At 40.9% G+C, this 23,668-nt stretch carries 21 protein-coding genes; 7 read left to right on the top strand and 14 right to left on the bottom strand.

What is annotated here, in order from left to right:
• Nucleotides 1-49 precede the first annotated feature (49 nt).
• The 5 genes from AAEZ22_RS04255 to cydC are packed head-to-tail and all read left to right on the top strand — an operon-like array spanning nucleotide 50 to nucleotide 6,443.
• Nucleotides 50-1,633 carry a cytochrome ubiquinol oxidase subunit I gene (locus AAEZ22_RS04255; protein ID WP_352296266.1) on the top strand — a complete coding sequence of 528 codons (1,584 nt, stop codon included), beginning with the start codon at nucleotides 50-52 and terminating at the stop codon, nucleotides 1,631-1,633.
• Nucleotides 1,630-2,769 carry a cytochrome d ubiquinol oxidase subunit II gene (cydB, locus tag AAEZ22_RS04260; protein WP_011328677.1) on the top strand — a complete coding sequence of 380 codons (1,140 nt, stop codon included), beginning with the start codon at nucleotides 1,630-1,632 and terminating at the stop codon, nucleotides 2,767-2,769. The genes AAEZ22_RS04255 and cydB overlap by 4 nt, the downstream gene beginning before the upstream one ends.
• A 12-nt stretch (nucleotides 2,770-2,781) precedes the next feature.
• Nucleotides 2,782-2,946, top strand: a complete 165-nt coding sequence (gene cydX, locus AAEZ22_RS04265) for a cytochrome bd-I oxidase subunit CydX (RefSeq protein WP_011328678.1) — start codon at nucleotides 2,782-2,784, stop codon at nucleotides 2,944-2,946.
• Nucleotides 2,936-4,711 (top strand): thiol reductant ABC exporter subunit CydD, encoded by a 1,776-nt coding sequence (gene cydD, locus AAEZ22_RS04270; RefSeq protein WP_041454495.1) that lies wholly within the window; start codon nucleotides 2,936-2,938, stop codon nucleotides 4,709-4,711. The genes cydX and cydD overlap by 11 nt, the downstream gene beginning before the upstream one ends.
• Nucleotides 4,704-6,443: a thiol reductant ABC exporter subunit CydC gene (gene cydC, locus AAEZ22_RS04275; RefSeq protein ID WP_352296270.1), complete on the top strand. Its 1,740-nt coding sequence runs from the start codon at nucleotides 4,704-4,706 to the stop codon at nucleotides 6,441-6,443. The genes cydD and cydC overlap by 8 nt, the downstream gene beginning before the upstream one ends.
• Here cydC and AAEZ22_RS04280 read toward each other — a convergent pair.
• The 14 genes from AAEZ22_RS04280 to rpsB form a co-directional block, all read right to left on the bottom strand.
• Nucleotides 6,440-6,829, bottom strand: coding sequence for a septal ring lytic transglycosylase RlpA family protein (locus tag AAEZ22_RS04280; RefSeq protein ID WP_192531574.1), 390 nt, complete (start codon nucleotides 6,827-6,829; stop codon nucleotides 6,440-6,442). The two genes, cydC and AAEZ22_RS04280, sit on opposite strands and share 4 nt — an antisense overlap.
• A 153-nt stretch (nucleotides 6,830-6,982) precedes the next feature.
• Nucleotides 6,983-7,753, bottom strand: a complete 771-nt coding sequence (gene lpxA / locus AAEZ22_RS04285; protein WP_011328682.1) for an acyl-ACP--UDP-N-acetylglucosamine O-acyltransferase — start codon at nucleotides 7,751-7,753, stop codon at nucleotides 6,983-6,985.
• 2 nt (nucleotides 7,754-7,755) lie between these two features.
• Nucleotides 7,756-8,208: a 3-hydroxyacyl-ACP dehydratase FabZ gene (fabZ, locus tag AAEZ22_RS04290; protein ID WP_011328683.1), complete on the bottom strand. Its 453-nt coding sequence runs from the start codon at nucleotides 8,206-8,208 to the stop codon at nucleotides 7,756-7,758.
• A 27-nt stretch (nucleotides 8,209-8,235) separates the two neighbouring features.
• The gene (lpxD, locus tag AAEZ22_RS04295; protein WP_011328684.1) at nucleotides 8,236-9,258 is read right to left on the bottom strand and encodes a UDP-3-O-(3-hydroxymyristoyl)glucosamine N-acyltransferase; all 1,023 of its coding nucleotides are present in this window, start codon (nucleotides 9,256-9,258) and stop codon (nucleotides 8,236-8,238) included.
• A gap of 7 nt (nucleotides 9,259-9,265) precedes the next feature.
• A complete protein-coding gene (locus AAEZ22_RS04300) occupies nucleotides 9,266-9,784 on the bottom strand; it encodes an OmpH/Skp family outer membrane protein (RefSeq protein WP_041454497.1) in 519 nt (172 codons plus the stop codon).
• Between the two features lie 11 nt (nucleotides 9,785-9,795).
• Entirely contained in the window at nucleotides 9,796-12,267 is a 2,472-nt protein-coding gene (gene bamA, locus AAEZ22_RS04305; protein WP_011328686.1) for an outer membrane protein assembly factor BamA, read from the bottom strand.
• Nucleotides 12,268-12,363: 96 nt separating this feature from the next.
• Nucleotides 12,364-13,722, bottom strand: coding sequence for a sigma E protease regulator RseP (rseP, locus tag AAEZ22_RS04310; RefSeq protein WP_352296274.1), 1,359 nt, complete (start codon nucleotides 13,720-13,722; stop codon nucleotides 12,364-12,366).
• A 1-nt stretch (nucleotide 13,723) separates the two neighbouring features.
• Nucleotides 13,724-14,929, bottom strand: coding sequence for a 1-deoxy-D-xylulose-5-phosphate reductoisomerase (gene ispC, locus AAEZ22_RS04315; RefSeq protein WP_338411800.1), 1,206 nt, complete (start codon nucleotides 14,927-14,929; stop codon nucleotides 13,724-13,726).
• The gene (locus AAEZ22_RS04320) at nucleotides 14,926-15,792 is read right to left on the bottom strand and encodes a phosphatidate cytidylyltransferase (protein WP_352296277.1); all 867 of its coding nucleotides are present in this window, start codon (nucleotides 15,790-15,792) and stop codon (nucleotides 14,926-14,928) included. The genes ispC and AAEZ22_RS04320 overlap by 4 nt, the downstream gene beginning before the upstream one ends.
• 20 nt (nucleotides 15,793-15,812) lie before the next feature.
• The gene (gene uppS / locus AAEZ22_RS04325; RefSeq protein WP_011328690.1) at nucleotides 15,813-16,592 is read right to left on the bottom strand and encodes an undecaprenyl pyrophosphate synthase; all 780 of its coding nucleotides are present in this window, start codon (nucleotides 16,590-16,592) and stop codon (nucleotides 15,813-15,815) included.
• Between the two features lie 165 nt (nucleotides 16,593-16,757).
• Nucleotides 16,758-17,279, bottom strand: a complete 522-nt coding sequence (gene frr / locus AAEZ22_RS04330) for a ribosome recycling factor (protein WP_011328691.1) — start codon at nucleotides 17,277-17,279, stop codon at nucleotides 16,758-16,760.
• A 50-nt stretch (nucleotides 17,280-17,329) separates the two neighbouring features.
• The gene (pyrH, locus tag AAEZ22_RS04335) at nucleotides 17,330-18,079 is read right to left on the bottom strand and encodes a UMP kinase (RefSeq protein WP_011328692.1); all 750 of its coding nucleotides are present in this window, start codon (nucleotides 18,077-18,079) and stop codon (nucleotides 17,330-17,332) included.
• Nucleotides 18,080-18,236: 157 nt separating this feature from the next.
• Nucleotides 18,237-19,088 (bottom strand): translation elongation factor Ts, encoded by an 852-nt coding sequence (gene tsf, locus AAEZ22_RS04340; protein ID WP_011328693.1) that lies wholly within the window; start codon nucleotides 19,086-19,088, stop codon nucleotides 18,237-18,239.
• A 103-nt stretch (nucleotides 19,089-19,191) separates the two neighbouring features.
• Entirely contained in the window at nucleotides 19,192-19,920 is a 729-nt protein-coding gene (gene rpsB, locus AAEZ22_RS04345; protein ID WP_011328694.1) for a 30S ribosomal protein S2, read from the bottom strand.
• Nucleotides 19,921-20,191: 271 nt separating this feature from the next.
• Between rpsB and map the strand changes: the two genes are divergently transcribed.
• Both map and glnD read left to right on the top strand, forming a co-directional pair.
• Nucleotides 20,192-20,977, top strand: a complete 786-nt coding sequence (map, locus tag AAEZ22_RS04350) for a type I methionyl aminopeptidase (RefSeq protein WP_058373790.1) — start codon at nucleotides 20,192-20,194, stop codon at nucleotides 20,975-20,977.
• A 68-nt stretch (nucleotides 20,978-21,045) separates the two neighbouring features.
• Nucleotides 21,046-23,664, top strand: a complete 2,619-nt coding sequence (gene glnD / locus AAEZ22_RS04355; protein ID WP_352296280.1) for a [protein-PII] uridylyltransferase — start codon at nucleotides 21,046-21,048, stop codon at nucleotides 23,662-23,664.
• Nucleotides 23,665-23,668 lie beyond the last annotated feature (4 nt).

Consider the following 23,668-nt stretch of genomic DNA (forward strand, 5'->3'; position numbering starts at 1 on the left):
CAAATTATTGCTTTGTGCTGTAACTACATCACATATTTAGGAGCTAAACATGATAGATGAAACCTTTGTGGATCTATCGCGATTGCAGTTCGCTGTTACCGCCCTCTTTCACTTCTTATTTGTACCTTTAACTATAGGTATGACTTGGATCTTAGTTATTATGGAATCGGTTTATGTTATGACCGGTCGTGAAATTTATCGCGATATGACTAAGTTTTGGGGGAAATTGTTTGGTATTAACTTTGCAATTGGTGTGGCTACGGGTCTTACCATGGAGTTTGAGTTTGGTACCAACTGGTCTTATTACTCCCATTACGTAGGTGATGTTTTTGGTGCTCCCCTTGCTATTGAAGGGTTAATGGCATTCTTTTTAGAATCGACCTTTGTGGGTATGTTCTTTTTAGGTTGGGACCGGCTCTCTAAACGCCAACACTTAGGTGCTACCTTTTTAATGGCAATTGGTACTAACATGTCGGCGTTATGGATTTTAATTGCCAACGGCTGGATGCAAAACCCAGTAGGTGCCGAGTTTAATTACCAAACCATGCGCATGGAAATGACCAGCTTTGCAGAGCTGGTATTTAACCCTGTAGCACAGGTTAAATTTATTCATACCGTATCTGCAGGTTATGTTGCTGCATCTATGTTTGTGCTCGGTATTAGTGGTTATTATATTTTAAAAGGACGCGACTTAGCCTTTGCTAAACGCTCGTTTTCAGTCGCCTCTGGCTTTGGTTTAGCCTCTATTTTTTGTGTTATTTTGCTCGGCGATGAATCGGGTTATGAAGTAGGCGAAGTGCAAAAAGTAAAACTGGCCACCATTGAAGCAGAATGGCATACCGAAGAAGCCCCAGCAGCGTTTACACTTATAGGTTTCCCAGATTCAGAAAAGCAGGTAACTCACGGCGCTGTAAAAATCCCGTATGCATTAGGGCTTATTGCAACTCGCTCGCTCGATGAGCAAGTGACCGGTATTAACGATCTAGAAAAACAACACGAAGTGCGAATTCGTAACGGTATGATTGCGTACGAATACCTAGTAAAACTGCGCGCTGGTGATGACACGCCTGAAAACGTCGCTAAATTTAACACCCTAAAAGACGATTTAGGCTACGGCCTATTACTAAAGCGTTATACATCTGATGTAGTAGATGCCACAGAAGAGCAAATTCAAAAAACAGTTAAAGACTCTTTTCCTAAAGTGGGCCCAATGTTTTGGTCTTTTCGTATTATGGTTGGCTGTGGCGTATTAATGCTGGGTGTGTTTATTCTTGCTTTTTACTATAACGCGCAGCGAGTTATTGAGCAAAAACGTTGGCTATTATGGGCTACTGTTTTAAGTATTCCACTGCCGTGGATAGCCATTGAATTTGGTTGGATTGTGGCTGAATATGGTCGCCAGCCTTGGGCTATTTCTGAAATATTACCAACCTTTTTAGCAACTTCTACGCTAACGGTAAACGATATTTTAATTAGCTTAACTGGGTTTATTGTATTTTATACCGGCTTAGCCATTGTTGAAGGTTGGTTAATGCTACGCTTTATTAAGCAAGGCCCAAGCTCACTACATACCGGTAAGTATCACTTTGAACTACCTAATAACACCACTGAAGGTAGAGGAGAGCAATCATGATTTTTGATTATGAAACATTAAAAATGCTGTGGTGGTTGATCATAGGCATACTGCTAATTGGCTTTGCAATTACCGACGGCATGGATATGGGCGTTGCTATGCTGCTGCGCCTAGTGGGTAAAACTGATTCAGAGCGCCGCACCGTTATTAATACTATTGGCCCGCATTGGGATGGCAACCAAGTATGGTTTATTACCGCCGGTGGTGCACTATTTGCCGCGTGGCCTATGGTATATGCAGCGGCTTTTTCAGGCTTTTATTTTGCTATGATGCTGGTATTGTTTGCATTATTTTTTAGACCACTTGGGTTTGATTACCGCAGTAAAGTAGATTCAAAACGCTGGCGTAATAACTGGGACTGGGGCCTATTTGCTGGCAGTGCCATTCCTGCATTAGTATTTGGTGTGGCCTTTGGTAACCTCTTTTTAGGTGTGCCTTTTAGCATTGATAATTTTTTACGAGTAAGTTACCAAGGTTCGTTTTTTGCACTACTTAACCCATTTGCACTGTTAGTAGGTGTAATTAGTATTACTATGTTAATAGCTCATGCAGGTATGTGGCTACAACTGCGTACTGCTAGCTTAGTTGCAGAGCGCTCAGGGCAATATGGTCGTTATGCACTTATTCTATTTATTGTGCTATTTGCAGCAGCTGGTTTTTGGGTTGCTAATTTAACGGGTTATCAAATTGTATCTATGCCGGATACACAAAGCCATGCCGACCCACTGGCAAAAGTAGTTACAACTGCGCAAGGGGCTTGGCTAACTAATTACAGTGAGCGCCCTTGGACTATGACCTTCCCTATTTTAGCGTTTGCAATGGCACTCAGTGCATTGTTGTTCTCTAAATTAAATAAGCCCGCATTAGGGCTTGCTTCAACTAGCTTAATGTTAATAGGCATTATTATGACGGCAGGCGTATCACTGTTCCCCTTTATTATGCCATCGAGTAATAACCCAAATATTAGTTTAACTATTTGGGATGCGGTGTCGAGCCATATGACGCTTAACGTTATGTTTGTTGCCGTAGTTATTTTTGTGCCAATTATTTTATCTTACACCACCTGGTGTTACGTAAAAATGTGGCGCCGCGTTACGGTAGAAGAAATAGAAAACAACCCTCACGGTAGCTACTAAGGAGACTAAACTATGTGGTATTTCGCTTGGATTTTAGGTGTACTTTTAGCCTGTACCTTAGGTGTAATAAATGTAATGTGGTATGAGTTTCAGCAAAATAAAGACAGTATTGCTGATGACGAGCAAGTAATGCATGATTTATTAAAAGAGACTAACACAACTAAAAATGACGACTAACACCCGCCCTGATCGCGCGCAACAGCAGTCTTTGCGCGCTTTTTTAAAGCGTCAAAGTAAACCCGCTGCAATGCTATTAAAGCTAAGCATTGCACTGGGTACTGTTAACGCATTACTCATGATTGCAGGTGCTTATTTACTTGCTCAAGCTATTCATAATGTAATTTTTGAACAGTATAGTTTGGCTGAAATCACCTACTTATTATGGCCTTTGGCCGGTATTATTTTACTGCGCGCGGTATTTTTAACACTAAGTGAACGCTTTAGCGCTTATGCTGCACTTAAAATAAAGTCGGCAATGCGCCAAACCCTACTTAATAAGCTCAGCCTGCTTGGGCCAAGCTATGTAGAGCAACATGGCCAAGGTGCTACCCTCAATACATTGCACAATGGTGTAGAAGCGCTACACGATTATTATGCTAAGTACCTACCTGGCGTTGCCTACAGTGCGCTTATTCCGCTGGCTATATTAATCGTTATTTTTCCGACAGATTACAAAGCTGGGCTAATATTTTTATTAACTGCGCCGCTTATTCCTTTTTTTATGATTTTAGTTGGCTCAAAAGCCGAAGCGCTTAATCAACAACGTTGGCAACAACTGGCGGTATTAGGGAATTACTTTTTTGATCGCGTACAAGGGCTTACCCAACTTAAACTATTTAACGCCACTCGCTTAGAGCTAAAACAAATTGCTAAAATATCTGATGACTTTAGACACGCAACACTTAGCGTATTAAAAATTGCTTTTTTATCATCATTTGCATTGGAATTTTTGGCAACCATTAGTGTGGCATTAGTAGCGGTTATTATTGGTTTTAGATTGTTTTTTGGCACACTTGATTTTGCCACTGGTTTTGTGGTTTTACTGTTAGCGCCTGAATTTTATTTGCCGCTGCGTCAATTAGGCAGCCACTATCATGCGCGCTTGCAAGGTATAAGTGCCGCAGCCGACATGCTAATAATTTTAAATGCCCCATTGCCTGAGCAACAAAGCGAACACACCACAGACAAAATTAGCGCTACTATTAGCTCAATTACAGTTAATAACCTTAGCTTTACCTACCCAAATAGTGACGAAGGAATAAAAAATATAAACTTATCTCTACCCAACAAAGGGTTAATTGCCGTTGTTGGTGCCAGTGGCTCGGGTAAAAGTACTCTGTTTGATTGTTTATTGGGGTTTCACCCCGAGGTCATTAAGCATATAAGTATTAATCAGCAAATTTTAAGTACTGCACATATTGGGCAATTACAAAGCCACATTGCGTGGATACCGCAATCAGCCACGTTATTTTACGACACTATTGCTGCCAATATTAAATTAGCAAAGCCTAATGCAACGCAACAAGAGCTTGAGCATGCAGCAAAGCAAGCAGGCGCTTTGGGCTTTATAAAGGCACTGCCTGATGGTTTTAATACTTTAATTGGCGAGCAAGGTGAGGGACTTTCTGGTGGTCAAAAGCAACGCATTGCCCTTGCGCGTGCTTTTATAAAACAAGCACCTATATTGGTACTTGACGAACCTACTGCGCACCTTGATAGCGAAACCGAACAAGTTATTCAACATGCTATAGCTGATTATGCAAAAAATAATTTAGTGCTAGTTATTGCCCATCGGCTCAATACAGTCAAAAATGCTGAGCAACTTATTGTAATGCACAATGGCAAAATAGCTCAGCAAGGTTGCTTTAATAGCTTAGCGGCTGAAGATGGTGAGTTTGCCACTTTACTGCAAACAGCACAGCAAGGAGCAGTTCATGCATAATTTTATTCGCTTACTAAAACTGTGCCGTCCTCACTACAAAGCTATGTTGTTGGGTACCTTTTTAGCCACAATTACAGTACTTGCTAATGTGGGGTTACTGGCTATATCGGGCTGGTTTTTAGCCTCAATGGCGGCAGCCGGTATTGCCGGTACACAAATGAATTACTTTACTCCAGCAGGTACTATTCGCTTTTTAGCAATTGTACGCACCGCATCACGGTATGGGGAACGCTTAGTAACTCACAATGCTACGTTTTTAATGCTAAGTGAAATTCGCGTTAGTGTGTTCTCTACCCTCAGTAAACTCAATAATGTTGACTTAGCAATGAGCCGCAGCGCCGATTTAGTTAATCGGCTCCAAAACGATGTAGACGCGCTAGATAAGTTTTACTTAAACGTATTATTACCTATGTTAGTTGCGCTATTAAGCGTGCCGATTATTATGCTGTTTATGTCGGCATACAACGCCGATGTCGCACTTATTTGTTTTACTGGCATTGTTCTGATTGGCGTCGTTTTACCTGCTTTTCTTAGCGCTAAATTAAATAAAAACAGCCACAAAGAAACACAGTTAAGTGCACAGCTGCGCTCTGAGCTTTCCGATACTTTAACCGGCCTTAGAGAACTAAGTATTTACCAAGCTCGGGAGCAGCAAATTGCTAAGTGCGATGATTTAAGCGAGCAGTATAATCAGCAACTGTTTATTCGCCACAAGGCGCTGGCTAATACCGATGGTTTAAGCTTATTAGTTGTACAACTGGCCATGATCGCAAGTATTGTGACCATAGCGCCCCTGGTTTACAGTAATGCCATGGTTAATGTTGAGCTGGCAATGCTAAGCCTATTTGTGCTCGCCAGCTTTGAAAGTGTGTTACTCCTGCCAAATGCGTTTATTGAATTACCAAATGTGTTAAAAGCAGCTGAACGTTTATTTACGCTTGAAGATAAAGCCGCAAATGCTAATACGCAATATGATGCCGCTATAAATAATAATTTGGCTTTGCAAAATCCCTCACTAACACTTAAGAACATTAGTTATTGTTACGATAAACACCCAGCATTAAATGACGTGAGTTTTGAGCTAAAGCCGCAGCAAAAAGTGGCCATTGTTGGTAGAAGTGGTAGCGGTAAAACAACCTTAGTTAACTTACTCACCGGTTTATGGCCACTGCAACAAGGCAATATTACCTTGAGTGAGCAAGGCAACTGCGTTGATTTGCATTTATTAAGTAATGATAACCGAGCAAGGTTAATTAATATTTTGGCTCAACAGCATCATATTTTTGATGGCACTTTAAAAGAAAACCTATGCTATGCAGCGCCTAATGCAACTAAAGCGCAAATGCTAGATGCACTAGCGCATGCACAACTTAGCCCGTGGTTTACTGAGTTAAAATCGGGGTTAAATACTCGCTTAGGTACCGGCGGGCGTAATGTGTCACAAGGTCAGTCGAGGCGGATTGCGATTGCGCAGGCTTTATTGCAAAACCCCGCTATTTTAGTGCTTGATGAGCCAACAGAAGGGCTAGATAATCAATCTAAACAAAGTGTAATGCATGCCATTATGCAAGTTATGAGTAACGCCAGTGTACTTACTATTACCCATGATCCAGCCCTGCTTGAGCATATGGATAATATTATTTGGTTAGAGGATGGGCGCGTAATAGCACAAGGCACCCATCAGCAATTACTTAGCGATCCTGCTTACACGTCACTTACTATCCGTTTTTAATTCGCTTTATCTATTACGGTAACTTGCACATCAATAACGCCGACTTTAGGGTCGGCTATCTTTTTAAACATACTGCTCGATAAATCTATAATACGCCCGCGTATATAAGGACCTCGGTCGTTAATTCTCACTATTACCGACTTATTATTTGCTAGGTTTGTTACTTTCACTTTAGTACCAAAGGCCAGCTTAAGATGCGCTGCCGTTGCTGCTTGCTGATCAAAGCGTTCGCCATTTGCGGTGGTTCTTCCTTGGTATTTATTGGCATAAAATGATGCTTTGCCAAGCTGTGTCAGCTCCCCTGAGCTTGATTTTACAAGTGGTTGACTACTGCAACCTGCAAGGATAATAGCAATAAAAGTAACAGTGAGTTTTTTAAGTATCATTAAATAGCTTATGTAATTGATATAATTAGCAACTAGCCTACAGCTACTTGCCTGAGCTGATCCTGAATTACTCACTAGTAATTATAAATAATAAGCAATAAAAAACCACCATCGATTACTCTTAGGTGGTTTTTTATATAAGCTAAAAGGCGTTTATCGTACGATACCGCGCTCTGAGCTTTTAACAAAATCTATCATTAACTGTACTGCTGGATACTTTTGCGCATCTTCGCTAAGTGACTCAATTGCTTCATCTACACCTAGGCTTTTACGATAAAATACTTTATAAGCACGGCGTACAGCCATTATCTCATCGCTTTGAAAACCACGGCGTTTCATGCCCTCAGTATTAATTGCAACTGGACCTGCAGGTATACCTATAGTGGTAACAAATGGTGGTACATCTTTATTAATAGCTGAATACATGCCTACAAATGCATGTGCGCCTACCTTACAAAACTGATGTATACCTGAGTTGCCCGCAAGAATAACCCAGTCACCAATATGTACATGCCCTGCTACACTGGCGTTATTAGCAAATATAACATTATCGCCAATCACTGCATCGTGAGCAACATGGGTATAGGCCATAAACAGGTTATTACTACCTATAATGGTTACGCCCTGATCTTGAATTGTGCCACGGTGAATTGTAACGCATTCACGAATAATATTATTGTCACCAATAGTGAGCGATGTTGGTTCGTTGTTGTACTTTTTGTCTTGGCATGCTTCACCAACCGACGCAAACTGAAAAATATGATTTCCAGAACCGATAGTTGATGGGCCTTTAACTACAACATGAGACTCAATAATACAGTTATCACCAATGACAACATCATTGCCAATATAACTATATGGTCCCACTGAAACATTGCTGCCTAGTGTCGCGCCTGGTTCGATTATTGCCGTTGGATGAATCACAATTAAAACTCTCTTCTCGCACACATAATTTCGGCGCTACATACTAGCTTGCCATCGACTTTTGCTTCTGCTGCAAACTTCCATAAATTACGACGTTCTTTTAAAAACTCAACATGTAAATGCATAGTATCACCAGGAAGTACTGGTTTTTTAAAACGTGCATTATCTACAGCTGCAAACAAATACAATTCATTTTCGCTACGGTTTTCAACCGTTTTAAAGCCAAGTAACCCAGTTGCTTGAGCCATGGCTTCTAATATTAATACACCCGGAAAAATTGGCTGATTTGGGAAATGCCCGGTAAAAATGGGTTCGTTTATAGTCACATTTTTAATAGCATGCAAAGATTTGCCAGGTGTAAAGTCAATTACTCTATCAACTAATAACATCGGGTAGCGATGCGGTAATAAACTTAAAATTTCTTGAATATCAAGGCTATTTAATTCGTTTGCCAAAATAGCATCCTCATTAGTGTTCAACGTTTATGGCTTATTTAATTGCTCAAGTGCTTTAATACGGCTTTTCATTTCAGAAAGGTTACGCAAGTGAGCGATTGATTTACGCCATTCTTTGTTTGTAGTATGAGGTATACCAGATGAATAGATACCTGGCTCGGTGATTGATTTTGTCACCATACTCATACCCGTAATTATAACACCATCACAGACGCTCATGTGACCATTAATTGCTGTCATGCCGCCAATTTGGCAGTTTTTACCTATGGTGACGCTACCAGCAAGTACAGTACAACCAGCAATAGCTGTGCCTGAGTTAACTTCAACGTTATGTGCTATTTGGCATTGGTTATCAATAATTACATTACTATGGATAATAGTATCGTCAAGTGCACCACGATCAATTGTAGTACTTGCGCCAATTTCAACTTTATCACCAATAATAACAGAGCCAAGCTGAGGAATTTTAATCCATTGCCCACGCTCATTAGCATAACCAAAACCATCACTACCTATAACGCTATTGGCTTGCAACAAACAATCTGAGCCAATTTCAACATTATGATAAATAGTTACATTCGACCAAAGCTTAGTGCCTGAGCCTATTTTAACACCTTCACCAATAAAACTGTTCGGACCAATTTGTACGTTATCGTTAATTATCGCATTGCTTTCAATTACCGTATTAGCGCCAATAGCGGCACTTTTACTTACTGTCGCATTTGGGTGAACAACCGCGCTTGGATGAATGCCTGTTGCGGCAGAGCGTGGCGTCGTATCCATTAATTGCGCAAGCTTGGCGTAACTTACATACGGATTTGCAACTATTAGTTTATTGCCGTTAAAGTAAGGAGCATCTGCTTCACTAACAATGACAGCACTGGCTTGAGTCACTTCAAGTTGCGAGCGATATTTCTTATTCGCTAAAAATGCAATATGCCCTGAGCGGGCATGTGCAAGTGTTGCTATTTTTGTTATTTCTAAAGCGCCATCACCTTGCAGCTCGGCGCTTAGAAGTTCCGCTATTTGCGAAAGCGTATAATTTTGCATAACTTAATTATTTCTTACTCACTGCAGCAACTACTTTATTAGAAAGATCAGTTACTTTTTTAGGGTTAAAGTAAATAGTTGTATCTTTAACTTTAACTTCATCAAAGTCGCCATCTTTAGCAATGTCTTCAATTGTTTTGATAATTAAACCCTGCACTTTTGCAAGCTCTTGGTTTTGGCGTGCTTTAATTTCTTGCTCAAGAGGACGACCTACTTCAGCAAGGTTTTTTTGCATACCCTGAATTTTGTCACGCAGTTTATCTTTTTGCGCTTGGCTCATAGTGGTACTTTCACGCTTGAACTTTTCAGCTTCAAAGCGAATATCGCCTTGTAGCTTTTCTAACTCTTGACGGCGCTCTGCAAACTCAGTTTGTAGAGATTGCTCAATTTTAGCCATTTGTGGTATTTGCTTGTAGATTTCTTGCATGTCTACAATACCTACTTTATGTGCAAATGCACTTACCGAGGTGCCCATCATAAGTGTTGCTAAAACAGCTACTGCCGTTGATTTAAATAATTTATTCACAAAAAACTCCTTTAAAAGCTGTTACTAATATTAAAACTGATGGTCTTCGTATCGTCATCTTCTTCTTTTTGCAATGGATACGCAAAACTAATCAGCATTGGACCCATTGGAGAGATCCACTGTAATGATAAACCGGTTGAAACCCTAAAACGCATTGGATCAGAGTAATCATCTAATTTAGCTCGCTCATCGGCTGCTAAATTTTGGTAACGGTCTACGTTAAACTCGGTATCCCATACGTTAGCAGCATCAACAAAGAAACTGGTACGTACTGAGCTGGTATTTTCTTCATCTAAAAACGGTGTAGGTACAATTAATTCCATACCTGCTACCGCTTTAGCATTACCACCAATTCGACCTTGTGGTACTAGCACATCAAATTCAGATGAGCCGCCTATATTACCTGTGGTTGAGCCGTCTGGTAAAGGTGTACCCGGAATTGATTGCGGTATACGTGCAATTGCGCGTGGTAAAATTGTATTTCGGTCAAAACCACGTAGTTCCATTTCAGTAATACGGAAGTATTCTTGGAATGGCAGTACTTGGTCGTAGCCGTTAGTTGAACCATAACCATTACCGTAACCTAACGCCGCACGGGTTGAGAACACCCAGCGATGGTCGTTCGATATTGGCCAGTAAAAACGCGAATCATAGTTTAACTTAAAGTATTTTAAGTCAGAATTCGGCGTTGTTGCTGTTAAGTTTAGCGTTTGACGTGAGCCCGCTGTTGGGAATAAACCACGGTTTACCGTAACGCGAGACCAGCCAGCACTTAACTCATATTTAGTAAAGTCAAAACCAGCATCTGGGTTGTCTTGGTCTAAGAAGGTTTCACGCAGTACACGCGTTTGCTCGTACTCTGCAATATCTGAAAGCTCTTCTTGAATCCAACGAACACCAAAGTTAATGCGGTTAACCGCATCAATTGGGAAGCCTATATTAGTCCCCAATCCATAGCTTTTCGACTTATAGTCGATCAAACTAAACTTACTTGCATCGTAGTTACTGTAAAAAATACTGCTACCTTGCGATACGCCATCTGGCGTGAAGTATGGGTCGGTATAAGACACGCTCACACGCTCAGAACCACGCGAGGTATTAATATTAAAGCCTATTTGATTACCAGTACCTAAAAAGTTAGATTCTGTTACACCAATATTAAACTGTAAACCTAGGTATGAGCCATACGCTAAGCCGGCATTAAAGCTACCAGCCGACTGCTCTTTTACAGTAAAATCAACATCTACTTGGTCATCAACACCTGGGACTGGCACAACGTTAAAATCAACTTTTTCCATATAAGGTAAACGCTGAATTTGTAACTTTGAACGCTCTAAGCTTTGGTTAGATAACCATGCGCCTTCAAGCTGTGTCATTTCGCGGCGTAGCACTTCATCTGCAGTACTTTGGTTACCACCAACAATAATCCGGCGCACATAAACACGCTTACCAGGGTTAACCGATAAGGTTAGTTGTACTTCTTGATTTTCGTCATCAATTTGCGGAATTGTGCGTACTTCAGCATTGGCATAACCAAAACGCGCTAAGTAGCTTTTTATAAATTCTTCTGAAGAGGTAACCACTGAGCCGTTATATAACTCACCCGCTCGTAGTGGAATAACACTTTTAATTAAGTCTTCGCGACCAAGTAAGTCACCAATAAAGTCAAAACCTTTAACTTTATATTTAACCCCTTCTGTTAAGTTAGCTGTAACGTATACAGACTCACGCTCTGGGCTAACCGACACTTGGGTAGAGTCTATGTTAAAACGTAGGTAACCACGGTCTAAATAAAAGCTACGAATTTTTTCTAAATCGCCTTCAATGGTTTGTTTTTGGTAGCGGTCGCTGCCCATAAACTGCCACCAAGGTAAGTCTTGTTGCGACTCAGCCAGTTGTAATAGCTCTTCATTAGAAAAAAGTTCATTACCTACCAAGTTAATTTGACGAATTGATGCAGCATCACCTTCATCAAATTTTAATTTAAGTTTAACCCGGTTACGCGGCAGTTTAGTGATACTAATATCAACTTTAGCGTTGTATTTACCAATACTATGGAAAAATTCAGTTAAGCCTTTTTCTATATTATCAATAACGGTTTTATCTAGTGGCTCGCCTTGGCGAATATTTTGCTGATCAAGTGACTGATTAAGCTGCTCATCTTTAATATCTTTATTGCCATCAAACTCAATAAAGCTAATTGTTGGGCGTTCAGTTACTTTAAAAACAACGTTATTACCGTCGCGTAGCGCTTTTATATTGTCAAAGTGACCTGAGCGGTAGAGAGACTTGATTGTTTTTGAAATCGTGTACTCATCAACATTATCGCCCACGTTAATAGGAATATGCGTTAATGCAGCACCCAGTGCTACACGCTGTAAACCTTCAACTTTGAGATCTTCAACAATAAAGGAGTTTTGGCCTAGGGCTGCAAAGCTTGCACCCAATAAACTTGAAACTACCAAATGTTTTTTTATAGCCATTTTATTATATTTATCCTTTACAACTGTATTACCGCTTAGCATCGAAAAGTAAATTTACGAGCTGTACAATCGTGGTTCTAATTAGTCATTGTCACGTTAAAACGACAAACGCGATACATCATTGAACAAAGCGAAACATGTTAAAAAAATGAGTAGTAACGCACCCACTTTAAAACCAAACTCTTGTGTCTTTTCAGAGACTGGCTTTTTACGAAAAAGTTCAATTATGTAATACATTAAGTGTCCGCCATCAAGCACTGGCAAGGGCAATAAATTAAATACACCCAAGTTAACACTGATCAGTGCTAAAAAGCTTAAAAACGCAACGAAACCGTAGCTTACGCTAGTCCCCGCGCCTACGGCAATGCCTACTGGGCCACTTAAATTTTTAACCGAAATCTGGCCTGTAATTAAATTACCTATCATATCAAAGCTAAGGGTAATTAATCGCCACGTTTCTTTACTACCTCGCACAATACTATCGAGCGGGCCATAATGTCTAGTTTCTATATAACCTTGCGGCCATTTTTCTACTGTTGGTGCAACCCCTAAAAAGCCTTGCTCTATGCCCTGAGCGTTAACCCTAGCTTGAGGTATTACCGATATTATTTTTATAGTGTCTTGTCTTTTTACACTAAATTGTAATGATTTGTTAGCCGATTGGGTAATAAGATTAACTAATTGCTGCCAATTGCTTATTGTTTCGCCATTTACAGCCACAATAGTATCATTTATTTTTAACCCTGCCAGCTCTGCAGCAGAGCTTTTAGTAACCGCAGCAATACTAAGTGTTGCTTGTGGCCTAAATGGTACTATGCCTAGAGAGCTCAATGGTGGCACGTCTTGCTGATCAAGTTTCCAGCCGTCTAAATTGAGCATTTTTGTTTGCTGCTGATAGTTTTCGTTACGTACAGTTACTGCAACGCTTTTATCACCTAAACTCGACATAAGCGCAAAGGTTGCGTCTTGCCAGGTGGTAATTTCATCATCACCAATTCTAATAATTTGTTGGCTCGGCATTAATCCCGCTTGCGCTGCACGACTGCCTTCAACCACACTGCCAACAACAGGTTTTACTGATTGCACACCCACCATATACATAACGGCAAGTGCAAATATAGCAAATATAAAGTTAGCAACGGGCCCCGCAGCAACAATCGCTATACGCGCTTGTACCGACTTAGCATTAAACGATAAATGACGCTGATTTGCAGGTACTTCATCAACCCGCTCATCGAGCATTTTTACATAACCACCCAAAGGTATGGCTGCTATAACGTACTCGGTATCGTATTTATCACGCCATTTTAGCAATGGTTTACCAAAGCCGATAGAAAAGCGCAGCACTTTAACGCCGGCTTTACGCGCCACCCAAAAGTGGCCGTATTCATGTACTGTAACTAAAATGCCCAGCGCTAAAATAAATGAGCCGAGATTCCAAAAAAAATCGAACATATTAATGCGTCACTTTTGTTATAAACTGCGATGCGCTTAAACGCGCTAATCTATCGCACTCTAAAATTTCATCTAAGCTTTGCACATTGGTGTACGTGGCCGCTTCGAGAGTCTGTGCATTTATTGTGTATATATCGGTAAAACCAATTTCACCATTTAAAAATGCACTTACCGCGATCTCGTTTGCGGCATTCACTGTCGTTGTTGCGCCTTGCCCTGCGCTACACGCATCAATCGCTAGTTGTAAATTAGGGTAACGAGAAAAGTCAGGTTTAGTGAACGAAAAGTCACTAATATCTGAAAAGTTTAACGGCTTAACCCCTGCATTTATGCGCTCAGGGTAAGCTAATGCATGGGCAATTGGGGTACGCATATCAGGGTTACCCATTTGCGCTAAAATTGAGCCGTCGTGATATTGCACCATAGAATGAATTATACTCTGTGGATGAATAACCACATCAATATCACTCGGGTCGCAGTTAAACAGCCATTTAGCTTCAATAAACTCAAGCCCTTTGTTCATCATGGTGGCTGAATCTACCGATATTTTTTGTCCCATAGACCAATTAGGGTGCGCCACGGCTTCTGCTATGGTTACATCTTTAAGGGTATTTATATCACGGGTTAAAAATGGGCCGCCTGATCCGGTAAGTAATATTTTACTTACGCCATGAGATTGCAGGTGTTGATCGCCTTGCGCATTTTGTAGAGAGTACGGTAAACATTGAAAAATAGCGTTATGTTCACTGTCTATTGGTAGCAATGTCGCTTTGTGTTGTTTTACTTTATCAATAAACAACTGACCCGACATTACCAAAGATTCTTTATTGGCGAGCAGTACTTTTTTTCCGGCTTCTACTGCGCTTAACGTCGGCAACAACCCTGCAGCGCCGACAATTGCCGACATGACAGCATCAACCTCTGGATGCCCACACAGCTCGCTCATAGCCTGCTCACCATGCATTATCTGCGTTTTACATGGCGTATTACTTAAATATAACGACAATTGCTTAGCAGCGCTTTGTGTTGCCATAACGCCATAGCGTGGCTGATGCGCAATGCATAGCTCAGCCATTTTTTTAGCATTTTTCCCAGCAGCTAATGCAAAAACACTAAACTGCTGAGTATTTCTTGCCACAACATCTAAGGTATTAAGGCCAATAGAGCCTGTAGCCCCTAGAATTACCAGTTGCTGCTTTTTACTCATAAACTCAAAGTCCACGCATAACACATTACAAACATAGGTGCGGCTGCGGTTAGGCTATCAATACGATCTAAAATCCCGCCATGTCCTGGCAAGCAATTACCGCTGTCTTTAAGTCCTGCTTCGCGTTTAAACATGCTTTCAAGCAAATCACCCACCGCTGAAAACAAGGCAATAAACACAGTCATAATGGCGTAAATTGGCCATACAATTAAATCTACGTCGGTAAAATGACAAAATGTAAGCACAAATATAACTGCAGCGACAACGCCGCCGGCTAAACCTTCAATAGTTTTATTTGGGCTTACTTTTGGCATGAGCTTACGCTTACCAAAGCTTTTACCTGTAAAGTAGGCACCAATATCGGCGCTCCATACGATTCCTAAAACCACTAAAATAAGCATAGAGCCAAAATGACTAGATTCGTTATATTGCGCACTGCGCAGCGTATTTAGGGCTAACCATAAAGGCACTAACGTTAGTAATCCGGCAATACCGCGCATTACTATGCCTTCGTTCCATGCTTTAGCCATTTCTGGGTAGCGCCATACTAAATAACTAGCAACAATCCACCATGCAAACGACAGCGTAAATAAGTAATTTGCATCACCTACCAATTTGCCATCTTGCCAAAGTGATTCGATTGGCCAGTGCAGGTTTAGTAACGCTAGCAAAGCGGCAACTAAAAGTACAAAAGCGCTGCGCTTAAGTTTATTGCACAGCCCCATAAAAGCAGACCATTCCCATGCGCCCATTAATACAATTGCACCCGCAAAATAACTAAATAATGTCAGTGGGGTGTAAAAAACCAAAGCAAGCGCTAATGGTGCTAGCACGAGTGAGGTTAGAATGCGTTGTTTTAACAAAATTATGACCCTTATTCTATTTAGGTTTGAGCGAGTAATTGTTTTATTTGTTCGCCCGTACAACCAAATCGTCGCTCTCTGGCAACGTAACACGCTATGGCCTCAGCAAATGCTGCTTCATTAAAATCAGGCCACAGTGTGTCGGTAAAGTAAAGTTCAGCGTAAGCTGCTTGCCAGAGTAAAAAGTTACTAATTCTGACATCGCCACCAGTACGAATTAGTAAATCAGGCTCGGCCTGATCTGCCATACTCATGTACTGTGCTATACGCTCTTCTGTAATATCGGCTGGGTCTAATTGCCCCTGTGCAACTTGCTCTGCAAGTTGTTTAGCAGCATTAGCCATATCCCAACGTCCACCGTAATTTGCAGCAACATTTAAATGCAGCCCGGTATTATTTGCTGTAAGCTTTTGAGCAGTATCTACTTTACTGCGTAAGCTTTCAGAAAACCGCGATAAGTCTCCAATAATGGTCAGTTTTACATTGTTTTTATGCAGCTTTTTAACTTCTTTACTAAGTACAAATAAAAAAAGCTCCATTAACGTTTTTACTTCGTCTTCAGGTCGACGCCAGTTCTCACTACTAAAAGCAAATAAGGTTAACGATTGTATCCCTAATTTAGTACAAAACTGTACAGATTGACGAACTGCGTCCACACCTTTTTTATGCCCAAACACACGCGGTCTATTTCTGGCTTGCGCCCAACGCCCGTTACCATCCATGATGATAGCTACATGTTTAGGTAAACATTGCTGTGAAATTGTGTCAGCATCTAGAACCATAAATATTGAGTATTCCATAAAAAAACGCCGCCTAGTATACCCCAGCCGGCGTTTCAAAACTAATAAATTTAACCTGTACTCGGGATAATAAATCTATTTCAAGTGGCTATTTTTAACGCTAACTGCGTTGAATTTACTTGCAATAGGTTCAATCTATTACCCCAAGTGCAGCGTATTAGTTTCTTAGATTTCCATCAACTCAGCTTCTTTAGCTGCTAATTGAGTATCCATTTCTTTAATGAATTTATCGGTCATCTTTTGAATTGCTTCTTCAGCTTGACGCGCTTCATCTTCAGAAATATCTTTATCTTTCAATAAGTTTTTAAAATCGCCATTCGCGTCACGACGAATGTTACGTACTGCAACACGACCGCCTTCAACTTCACCACGAACAATTTTAATTAAGTTTTTACGACGTTCTTCAGTCAATGCTGGCAATGGTACACGAATAACTGAACCTGCTGACATAGGGTTTAAACCTAAGTCAGATGCCATTATTGCTTTTTCTACCGCTTGCGCAAGTGACTTATCAAATACACCAATAGCCAGTGTACGTGAATCTTCAATTGTTACGTTAGCAACTTGGTTTAACGGTGTTGGCGAGCCATAATACGACACCATAATACCATCTAGCAATGCAGGATGAGCACGACCAGTACGAATCTTAGATAACTGGCTGCCCAGTGCTGCTACACTCTTTTGCATGCGCTCTTGCGCATCTTTTTGAATATCGTTAATCACAGTTTAATCCTAATCTATTTAATTACTTCATCTGAGGCTTGTGAAGAAATAAGGGTTCCCTCTTCTTCACCCATAATAACACGTTTTAATGCGCCTGATTTATTCATATTAAATACGCTCAATGGCATATTATGATCGCGTGCTAATGTAAATGCCGCTAAATCCATTACTTTCAATTCTTTCTCAATTATCTCATTGTAACTTAAATGACGATAAAGTGTCGCATCTGGATTTTTAACTGGGTCATCACTGTAAACGCCATCTACTTTAGTCGCTTTAATTACCGTATCGGCTTCAATTTCGATACCACGTAAACAGGCTGCTGAGTCGGTAGTGAAAAATGGGTTACCCGTACCGGCTGCAAAAATAACTACGCGGCCCGTTTTTAATAAACTAATTGCTTCAGCCCAATTGTACGCATCACACATACCATGAAGTGGAATAGCCGACATTAAACGACAGTTTACAAATGCACGATGCAGCGCATCACGCATTGCCAAACCATTCATTACGGTTGCAAGCATACCCATGTGATCGCCAACAACACGATTCATGCCTGCTTCTGCTAACGAGCCACCGCGTAAAAAATTTCCACCGCCAATAACTAAACCCACTTCTACGTCGAGCTCTACGAGCTCTTTAATTTCTTGAGCCATGCGGTCTAACACTTTAGGGTCGATGCCAAAGCCTTCATCTCCCATTAAAGCTTCACCGCTTAATTTGAGAAGAACGCGTCTAAAAATAGGTTTACGATTGATAGTCATAGTATTGGGGCCAACTTTTATAAAAAATGGATAAAAAATAACCGCGCTTATGTTAAACATAAAAGCGCGGTTATTTTAAAGAATTTCTAGCTGTGAAGCAAAAGCAAATAACACATTAATTGCATGTCTTTTTTACTCCCTACACAAATAGTTAATCTTATTTAGCTTTAGCAGCAGCGATTTGTGCAGCAACTTCAGCAGCAAAATCTTCTTCTTTTCTTTCGATACCTTCACCAACTTCTACACGTACGAAGCTAGTAACTGTTGCGTTTTTCTCTTTAAGAATTTCGCCAACAGTTTTCTTAGGTTCCATGATGAAAGCTTGACCAGTAAGAGAAACCTCACCAGTGAATTTTTTCATGCGGCCAACAACCATCTTCTCAGCGATTTCAGCAGATTTACCTTCATTCATCGCGATTTCGATTTGTACTTGTTGTTCTTTAGCTACAACATCAGCAGGAACGTCTGAAGGAGTTAAGTACTCAGGGCTTGATGCAGCAACGTGCATTGCAACGTGCTTAAGTGTTTCTTCATCAGCAACACCAGCAACAACAACACCAATACGATCACCATGACGGTACTCAACTAGGTTTTCACCCGTGATGTACTGTAGACGACGTACGTTAATGTTTTCGCCAATTTTAGTTACTAGCTCAACGCGTGCTTCTTCAAACTTAGCTTGTAAGTCTTCGATAGTCACAGTGTCTGCAATTGCAGCTTCTGCTACTTTATCAGCAAACGCTAAAAAGCTTACGTCTTTAGCTACGAAGTCTGTTTGACAGTTAACTTCAACTAGCACTGCAACATTACCATTTTTCTTGATAATGATAGCGCCTTCAGCAGCGATATTGCCTGCTTTTTTAGCTGCTTTAGCCGCGCCACTTTTACGCATGTTTTCAATCGCTAACTCGATGTCGCCATCAGTTTCAGTTAACGCTTTTTTACAATCCATCATGCCAGCGCCAGTACGCTCGCGTAATTCTTTAACTAGGGCAGTAGTTACAGCCATTAGTAATTCCTCAAATCTGAATCAGGTTTAGATAAGCGGGTTACCCGCTCTACAAGAATAGCAAGTCTTCACCTTTAAAAGATGAAGACTTGAAGACAGCTAATTACTCAGCTTCTACGAAATCGTCTTTTTCAGCTTGAGCAACAAGTGTGTTCTCACGGCCTTCAGTGATCGCAGTTGCAACAGCGTTAGTGTAAAGACTTACCGCACGGATAGCATCATCGTTACCAGGTACGATGAAATCAACGCCATCTGGGTTCGAGTTAGTATCAACAATTGCAACAACCGGAATACCTAGGTTGTTAGCTTCACGGATAGCAATGTGCTCGTGGTCAGCATCAATAACGAAAAGCGCGTCTGGAAGACCGCCCATGTTCTTGATTCCGCCAAGGCTCTTCTCAAGCTTTTCCATTTCGCGGTTAAGCATTAACGTTTCTTTCTTAGTTAACTTCTCGAAAGTACCGTCTTGGCTTTGTATTTCAAGGTCTTTAAGACGCTTGATTGATTGACGAACTGTTTTCCAGTTAGTCAACATGCCACCTAACCAACGGTGGTTTACATAGTACTGGTCGCTTGCGATTGCAGATTCTTTCACTGCTTCGCTTGCTGCACGCTTAGTACCAACGAAAAGAACTTTACCTTTGTTTGCAGCAGCACCAGATAAAAACTTAAGTGCAGTGTTGAACATTGGTACAGTTTGCTCAAGGTTGATGATATGTACACGGTTACGTGTGCCGAAGATGAAAGGCTTCATCTTAGGGTTCCAGTAACGTGCTTGGTGACCAAAGTGAACACCAGCTTGAAGCATATCGCGCATTGAAACGTTTGCCATTTTATAGATCCTCTATAGTTGTTTAGGGTTAGGCCTCCACATATCCCATAGCACCAACACCGAAGTATTTAAACTTCTAATGCACCCAAGTGTATGTGACGATACGTGTGTGTGTTAAAATAAAATTGTGTTTGCCTTAAATACAAAAAATCATTAAATAATTTATTTGTAAAAAGACGGCGCGCTTTATACCATATTAAAATTAAATACTCAACATCGCGTGCAAAAATTGTGCGACGATAAATGTTAAAAACTCAACTTTGGAGCTTCAATGAGCGCTATTATTAAGACCCCTGAAGAAATAGAGAAAATGCGCGTAGCTGGGCGCTTAGCGGCAGATGTACTTGAAATGATCGGCCCATATGTAGTGCCGGGCGTGACCACCGATGAGCTAAATACAATTTGTCATGATTATATTGTTAATGTGCAACAAGCAATCCCTGCTCCATTAAATTATCATGGTTTTCCAAAATCAGTTTGTACCTCTGTAAACCATGTTATTTGCCATGGTATTCCAAACGAAAAGCCATTAAAAGATGGCGACAGTATTAATATTGACGTTACCATAATTAAAGATGGCTACCACGGCGACACTTCTAAAATGTTCCATGTTGGTACCCCTAACATTCAAGGTAAACGCCTTGCAGAAGTAACACAAGAAAGCCTCTACCTTGCCATTAAAATGGTAAAACCAGGTGTGCGTTTAGGCGATATTGGCGAAGCAATTCAAAAATATGCTGAAAGCTTCAACTACTCAATTGTTCGTGAATACTGTGGCCATGGTATTGGCGCAGGGTTTCACGAAGAGCCACAAGTAATGCACTATGGCAAAGCAGGTACTGGCGAAGTATTAAAAGCCGGCATGTGTTTAACTATTGAGCCTATGGTCAATGCGGGCAAACGCCAATGTAAACTACTTAAAGATGATTGGACTGTGGTTACACGTGACCGTAGCTTGTCAGCCCAGTGGGAACATACTTTGTTAGTAACTGAAAATGGTGTTGAAATTTTAACGCTACGATCAGATGATACAATCGACAGGATCATTGAGCATTAAAATACCCGTTCAACTTGATAGCTATTTATTTATCAAAATGAACTCGTATAAATAAGGAATCAGCCCCGGTGGCATTACCCAACAAAGTAAAAAAGTTGCTTAGCGACGCAGAGCAACTTAGTGATTATCGCGATTGTTCTAGCTATTTTTATAAATGGCTTTTTAATGAGTTTTCTAAACAACCGGTTGGTAATTTAATTAATGCCAGGGCTGAATTCATAGATCGTTTGCTGATCAAACTGTTTCATGTTTATGATTTAGCGCACGAACCCGACCTAGCACTTATAGCCGTAGGTGGTTATGGACGAGGTGAGTTACACCCCTATTCCGACATCGACTTTTTGCTACTAGTAACACAACAACCAAACGCTGAAATCAGCGAAAAAATAGGTCAGTTTGTTACCATGCTTTGGGATCTCAATTTAGAGATTGGGCACAGTGTTCGCACTATAGCGCAAGCCATAGAGCAAAAACGTGAAGACGTTACCTTTGCCACCAGCTTATTAGAAAGCCGGCTTATTTTTGGTAATCATATAGAATTTGAAAAGCTAAAAAACCACATAATTGACACGCCAGTGTGGCGCTCAAATGAGTTTTTTTTAGCCAAAGTACAAGAGCAACATTTACGCCACCGAAAATGCCACGGCACAGCGTATAATCTCGAACCTAACATAAAAGAAAACCCCGGTGGCCTGCGCGATCTGCAAACCATTATTTGGGTTGCTAAAAAACACTTTAGAGCAGAAACCCTACAAGAGCTTATTAGCCATGGCTACCTTACTCACGAAGAGTTTCAAGAGCTTTCAGAGTGCCTAGAAAACTTATGGAATATTCGTTTTGCGCTGCATTTGGCTGCTGGGCGTTCAGAAAACCGCTTACTGTTTGATCACCAACCGCAAGCCGCCGAAATTCTGGGGTTTGGTAGCGATGGTAAATCGTCAGTTGAGCGCATGATGAAGCGTTTGTTTAGAATAATGAGCCGCGTACGCGAGCTAAACCTGATGCTGCTGGCGTACTTTGAACAAAGTATTTCGCCAAAACACCATCAACCTATTATTCAAGAGCTTGATCGCAATTTTGAGCGTATTGGCAATCAAATTAAAGTAAAAAGCCCATCGGTATTTTTTAGGCGCGATCAGCTTTTTATGTTATTTGAGCATATTGCCGAAAACCCAGAAATAACGCACATTTATCCCAGCACTATTCGCACTATTCGCCAAGTGCGCCGCCGTTTACTGGGCGACTTACAAGATTACGCTGCCTGTCGCGAAGCTTTTTTACGTCTTATAAAGCACCCCAATGGTATGGGCCGTGCGTTTACCTTAATGCATAAACACGGCATGCTGGCTGCTTATTTACCGCAGTGGCGAAACATATTTGGGCAAATGCAATTTGACTTATTTCATGCCTACACAGTAGATGAGCACACCCACAGATTAATAAATAATATTTATCAGTACTTTGATAAAACCGGTGTCAGCGAATTTCCTATTTGTAGTGAAATAGTCACTCGTATGGATAAACCTGAGCTACTTTATTTAGCGGGTATATTTCATGACATAGCCAAAGGCCGTGGTGGCGACCACTCAGAGCTGGGCGCTGTTGACGCACTAGCCTTTGCAAAGTTACATGCCTTTTCTGTCGCCGATGGTAAACTAATCGCATGGCTGGTTAGTAATCATTTACTTATGTCGGTTACCGCACAACGTAAAGATATAAACGACCCTGGAGTTATTAAAGACTTTGCCACACGAGTAAAAACAGAGCGCCAACTTGATTATTTATATTGCTTAACCGTTGCCGATATACGTGCCACCAACGACAATTTATGGAACGATTGGAAAAACACCCTGCTGCGTGAGCTTTACTTACATACGCAACACGCACTGCGTTTAGGGCTTGAAAATCCAATGGATCAACGCGACCAAATTCGCGACAAAAAGCATCAAGCTAAACAGCGATTACTCAACTTAGGCTACATGGAAGACCAAATTGATTTAATTTGGAGCCGCTTTAAAGCCAATTACTTTACCGCTTTTAGCGAACAGCAAATTTCATGGCACAGCCAGCATTTAGTTAATAGCGAAGATTTAAGTCAACCGAGTGTAATCGTATCAAATAAAGCGATGCACGGTGGCACCCAAGTATTTGTATACAGCCCTTACTCTGGGCCTTTATTTGCCCGCTTAGTGAGTGTTATTGGTTCTAAAAAAGCGCAAATACAGCACGCGCAAGTACTTACCACCAAAGATGGCTACGTACTATTTAACTTTGTTATTTTAGAAGTAAATGGCGAGCCAATTGCCAGTGGCAGAGCACAATCAATTAAACGCGCCCTAGAGCAAGCCTTGTTTGAGCCGCGTAAAAAAATTCGCTTTAAAAAGAATCGCTCGCAACGCTTTAAAGACTTTAATATAAAACCTAAAATTGTGCTGCGCCCGCATCCGCGTAAAGATCGCAGCCTAATTGAAATCCAAGCAATTGATATACCTGGTTTATTGACTAAAATAGCCGAAGTTTTTCAAGCACACTTATTACACATACACGCTGCGCGTATTACCACAGTGGGGCAGCGCGCAGAAGATTTCTTCGTGGTCTCTAATAACGAGTACCAAGCACTTACAGACGAAGAACAAGCCAAAATTCATCAAGCATTGCGTAAAAAACTCAACGCAGAAACCGAATAAGAGG

The organism is Pseudoalteromonas sp. 20-MNA-CIBAN-0454 (assembly GCF_040308685.1).
Lineage (GTDB): Bacteria > Pseudomonadota > Gammaproteobacteria > Enterobacterales > Alteromonadaceae > Pseudoalteromonas > Pseudoalteromonas nigrifaciens.

Bases quoted from the DNA above. Each gene is read 5' to 3' on its own strand.
- AAEZ22_RS04255 (WP_352296266.1), top strand. From the start codon at position 50: ATGATAGATGAAACCTTTGTGGATCTATCGCGATTGCAGTTCGCTGTT.
- cydB (WP_011328677.1), top strand. From the start codon at position 1,630: ATGATTTTTGATTATGAAACATTAAAAATGCTGTGGTGGTTGATCATA.
- cydX (WP_011328678.1), top strand. From the start codon at position 2,782: ATGTGGTATTTCGCTTGGATTTTAGGTGTACTTTTAGCCTGTACCTTA.
- cydD (WP_041454495.1), top strand. From the start codon at position 2,936: ATGACGACTAACACCCGCCCTGATCGCGCGCAACAGCAGTCTTTGCGC.
- cydC (WP_352296270.1), top strand. From the start codon at position 4,704: ATGCATAATTTTATTCGCTTACTAAAACTGTGCCGTCCTCACTACAAA.
- AAEZ22_RS04280 (WP_192531574.1), bottom strand. From the start codon at position 6,829: ATGATACTTAAAAAACTCACTGTTACTTTTATTGCTATTATCCTTGCA.
- lpxD (WP_011328684.1), bottom strand. From the start codon at position 9,258: ATGCAAAATTATACGCTTTCGCAAATAGCGGAACTTCTAAGCGCCGAG.
- bamA (WP_011328686.1), bottom strand. From the start codon at position 12,267: ATGGCTATAAAAAAACATTTGGTAGTTTCAAGTTTATTGGGTGCAAGC.
- rseP (WP_352296274.1), bottom strand. From the start codon at position 13,722: ATGTTCGATTTTTTTTGGAATCTCGGCTCATTTATTTTAGCGCTGGGC.
- ispC (WP_338411800.1), bottom strand. From the start codon at position 14,929: ATGAGTAAAAAGCAGCAACTGGTAATTCTAGGGGCTACAGGCTCTATT.
- uppS (WP_011328690.1), bottom strand. From the start codon at position 16,592: ATGGAATACTCAATATTTATGGTTCTAGATGCTGACACAATTTCACAG.
- frr (WP_011328691.1), bottom strand. From the start codon at position 17,279: ATGCAAAAGAGTGTAGCAGCACTGGGCAGCCAGTTATCTAAGATTCGT.
- pyrH (WP_011328692.1), bottom strand. From the start codon at position 18,079: ATGACTATCAATCGTAAACCTATTTTTAGACGCGTTCTTCTCAAATTA.
- tsf (WP_011328693.1), bottom strand. From the start codon at position 19,088: ATGGCTGTAACTACTGCCCTAGTTAAAGAATTACGCGAGCGTACTGGC.
- rpsB (WP_011328694.1), bottom strand. From the start codon at position 19,920: ATGGCAAACGTTTCAATGCGCGATATGCTTCAAGCTGGTGTTCACTTT.
- map (WP_058373790.1), top strand. From the start codon at position 20,192: ATGAGCGCTATTATTAAGACCCCTGAAGAAATAGAGAAAATGCGCGTA.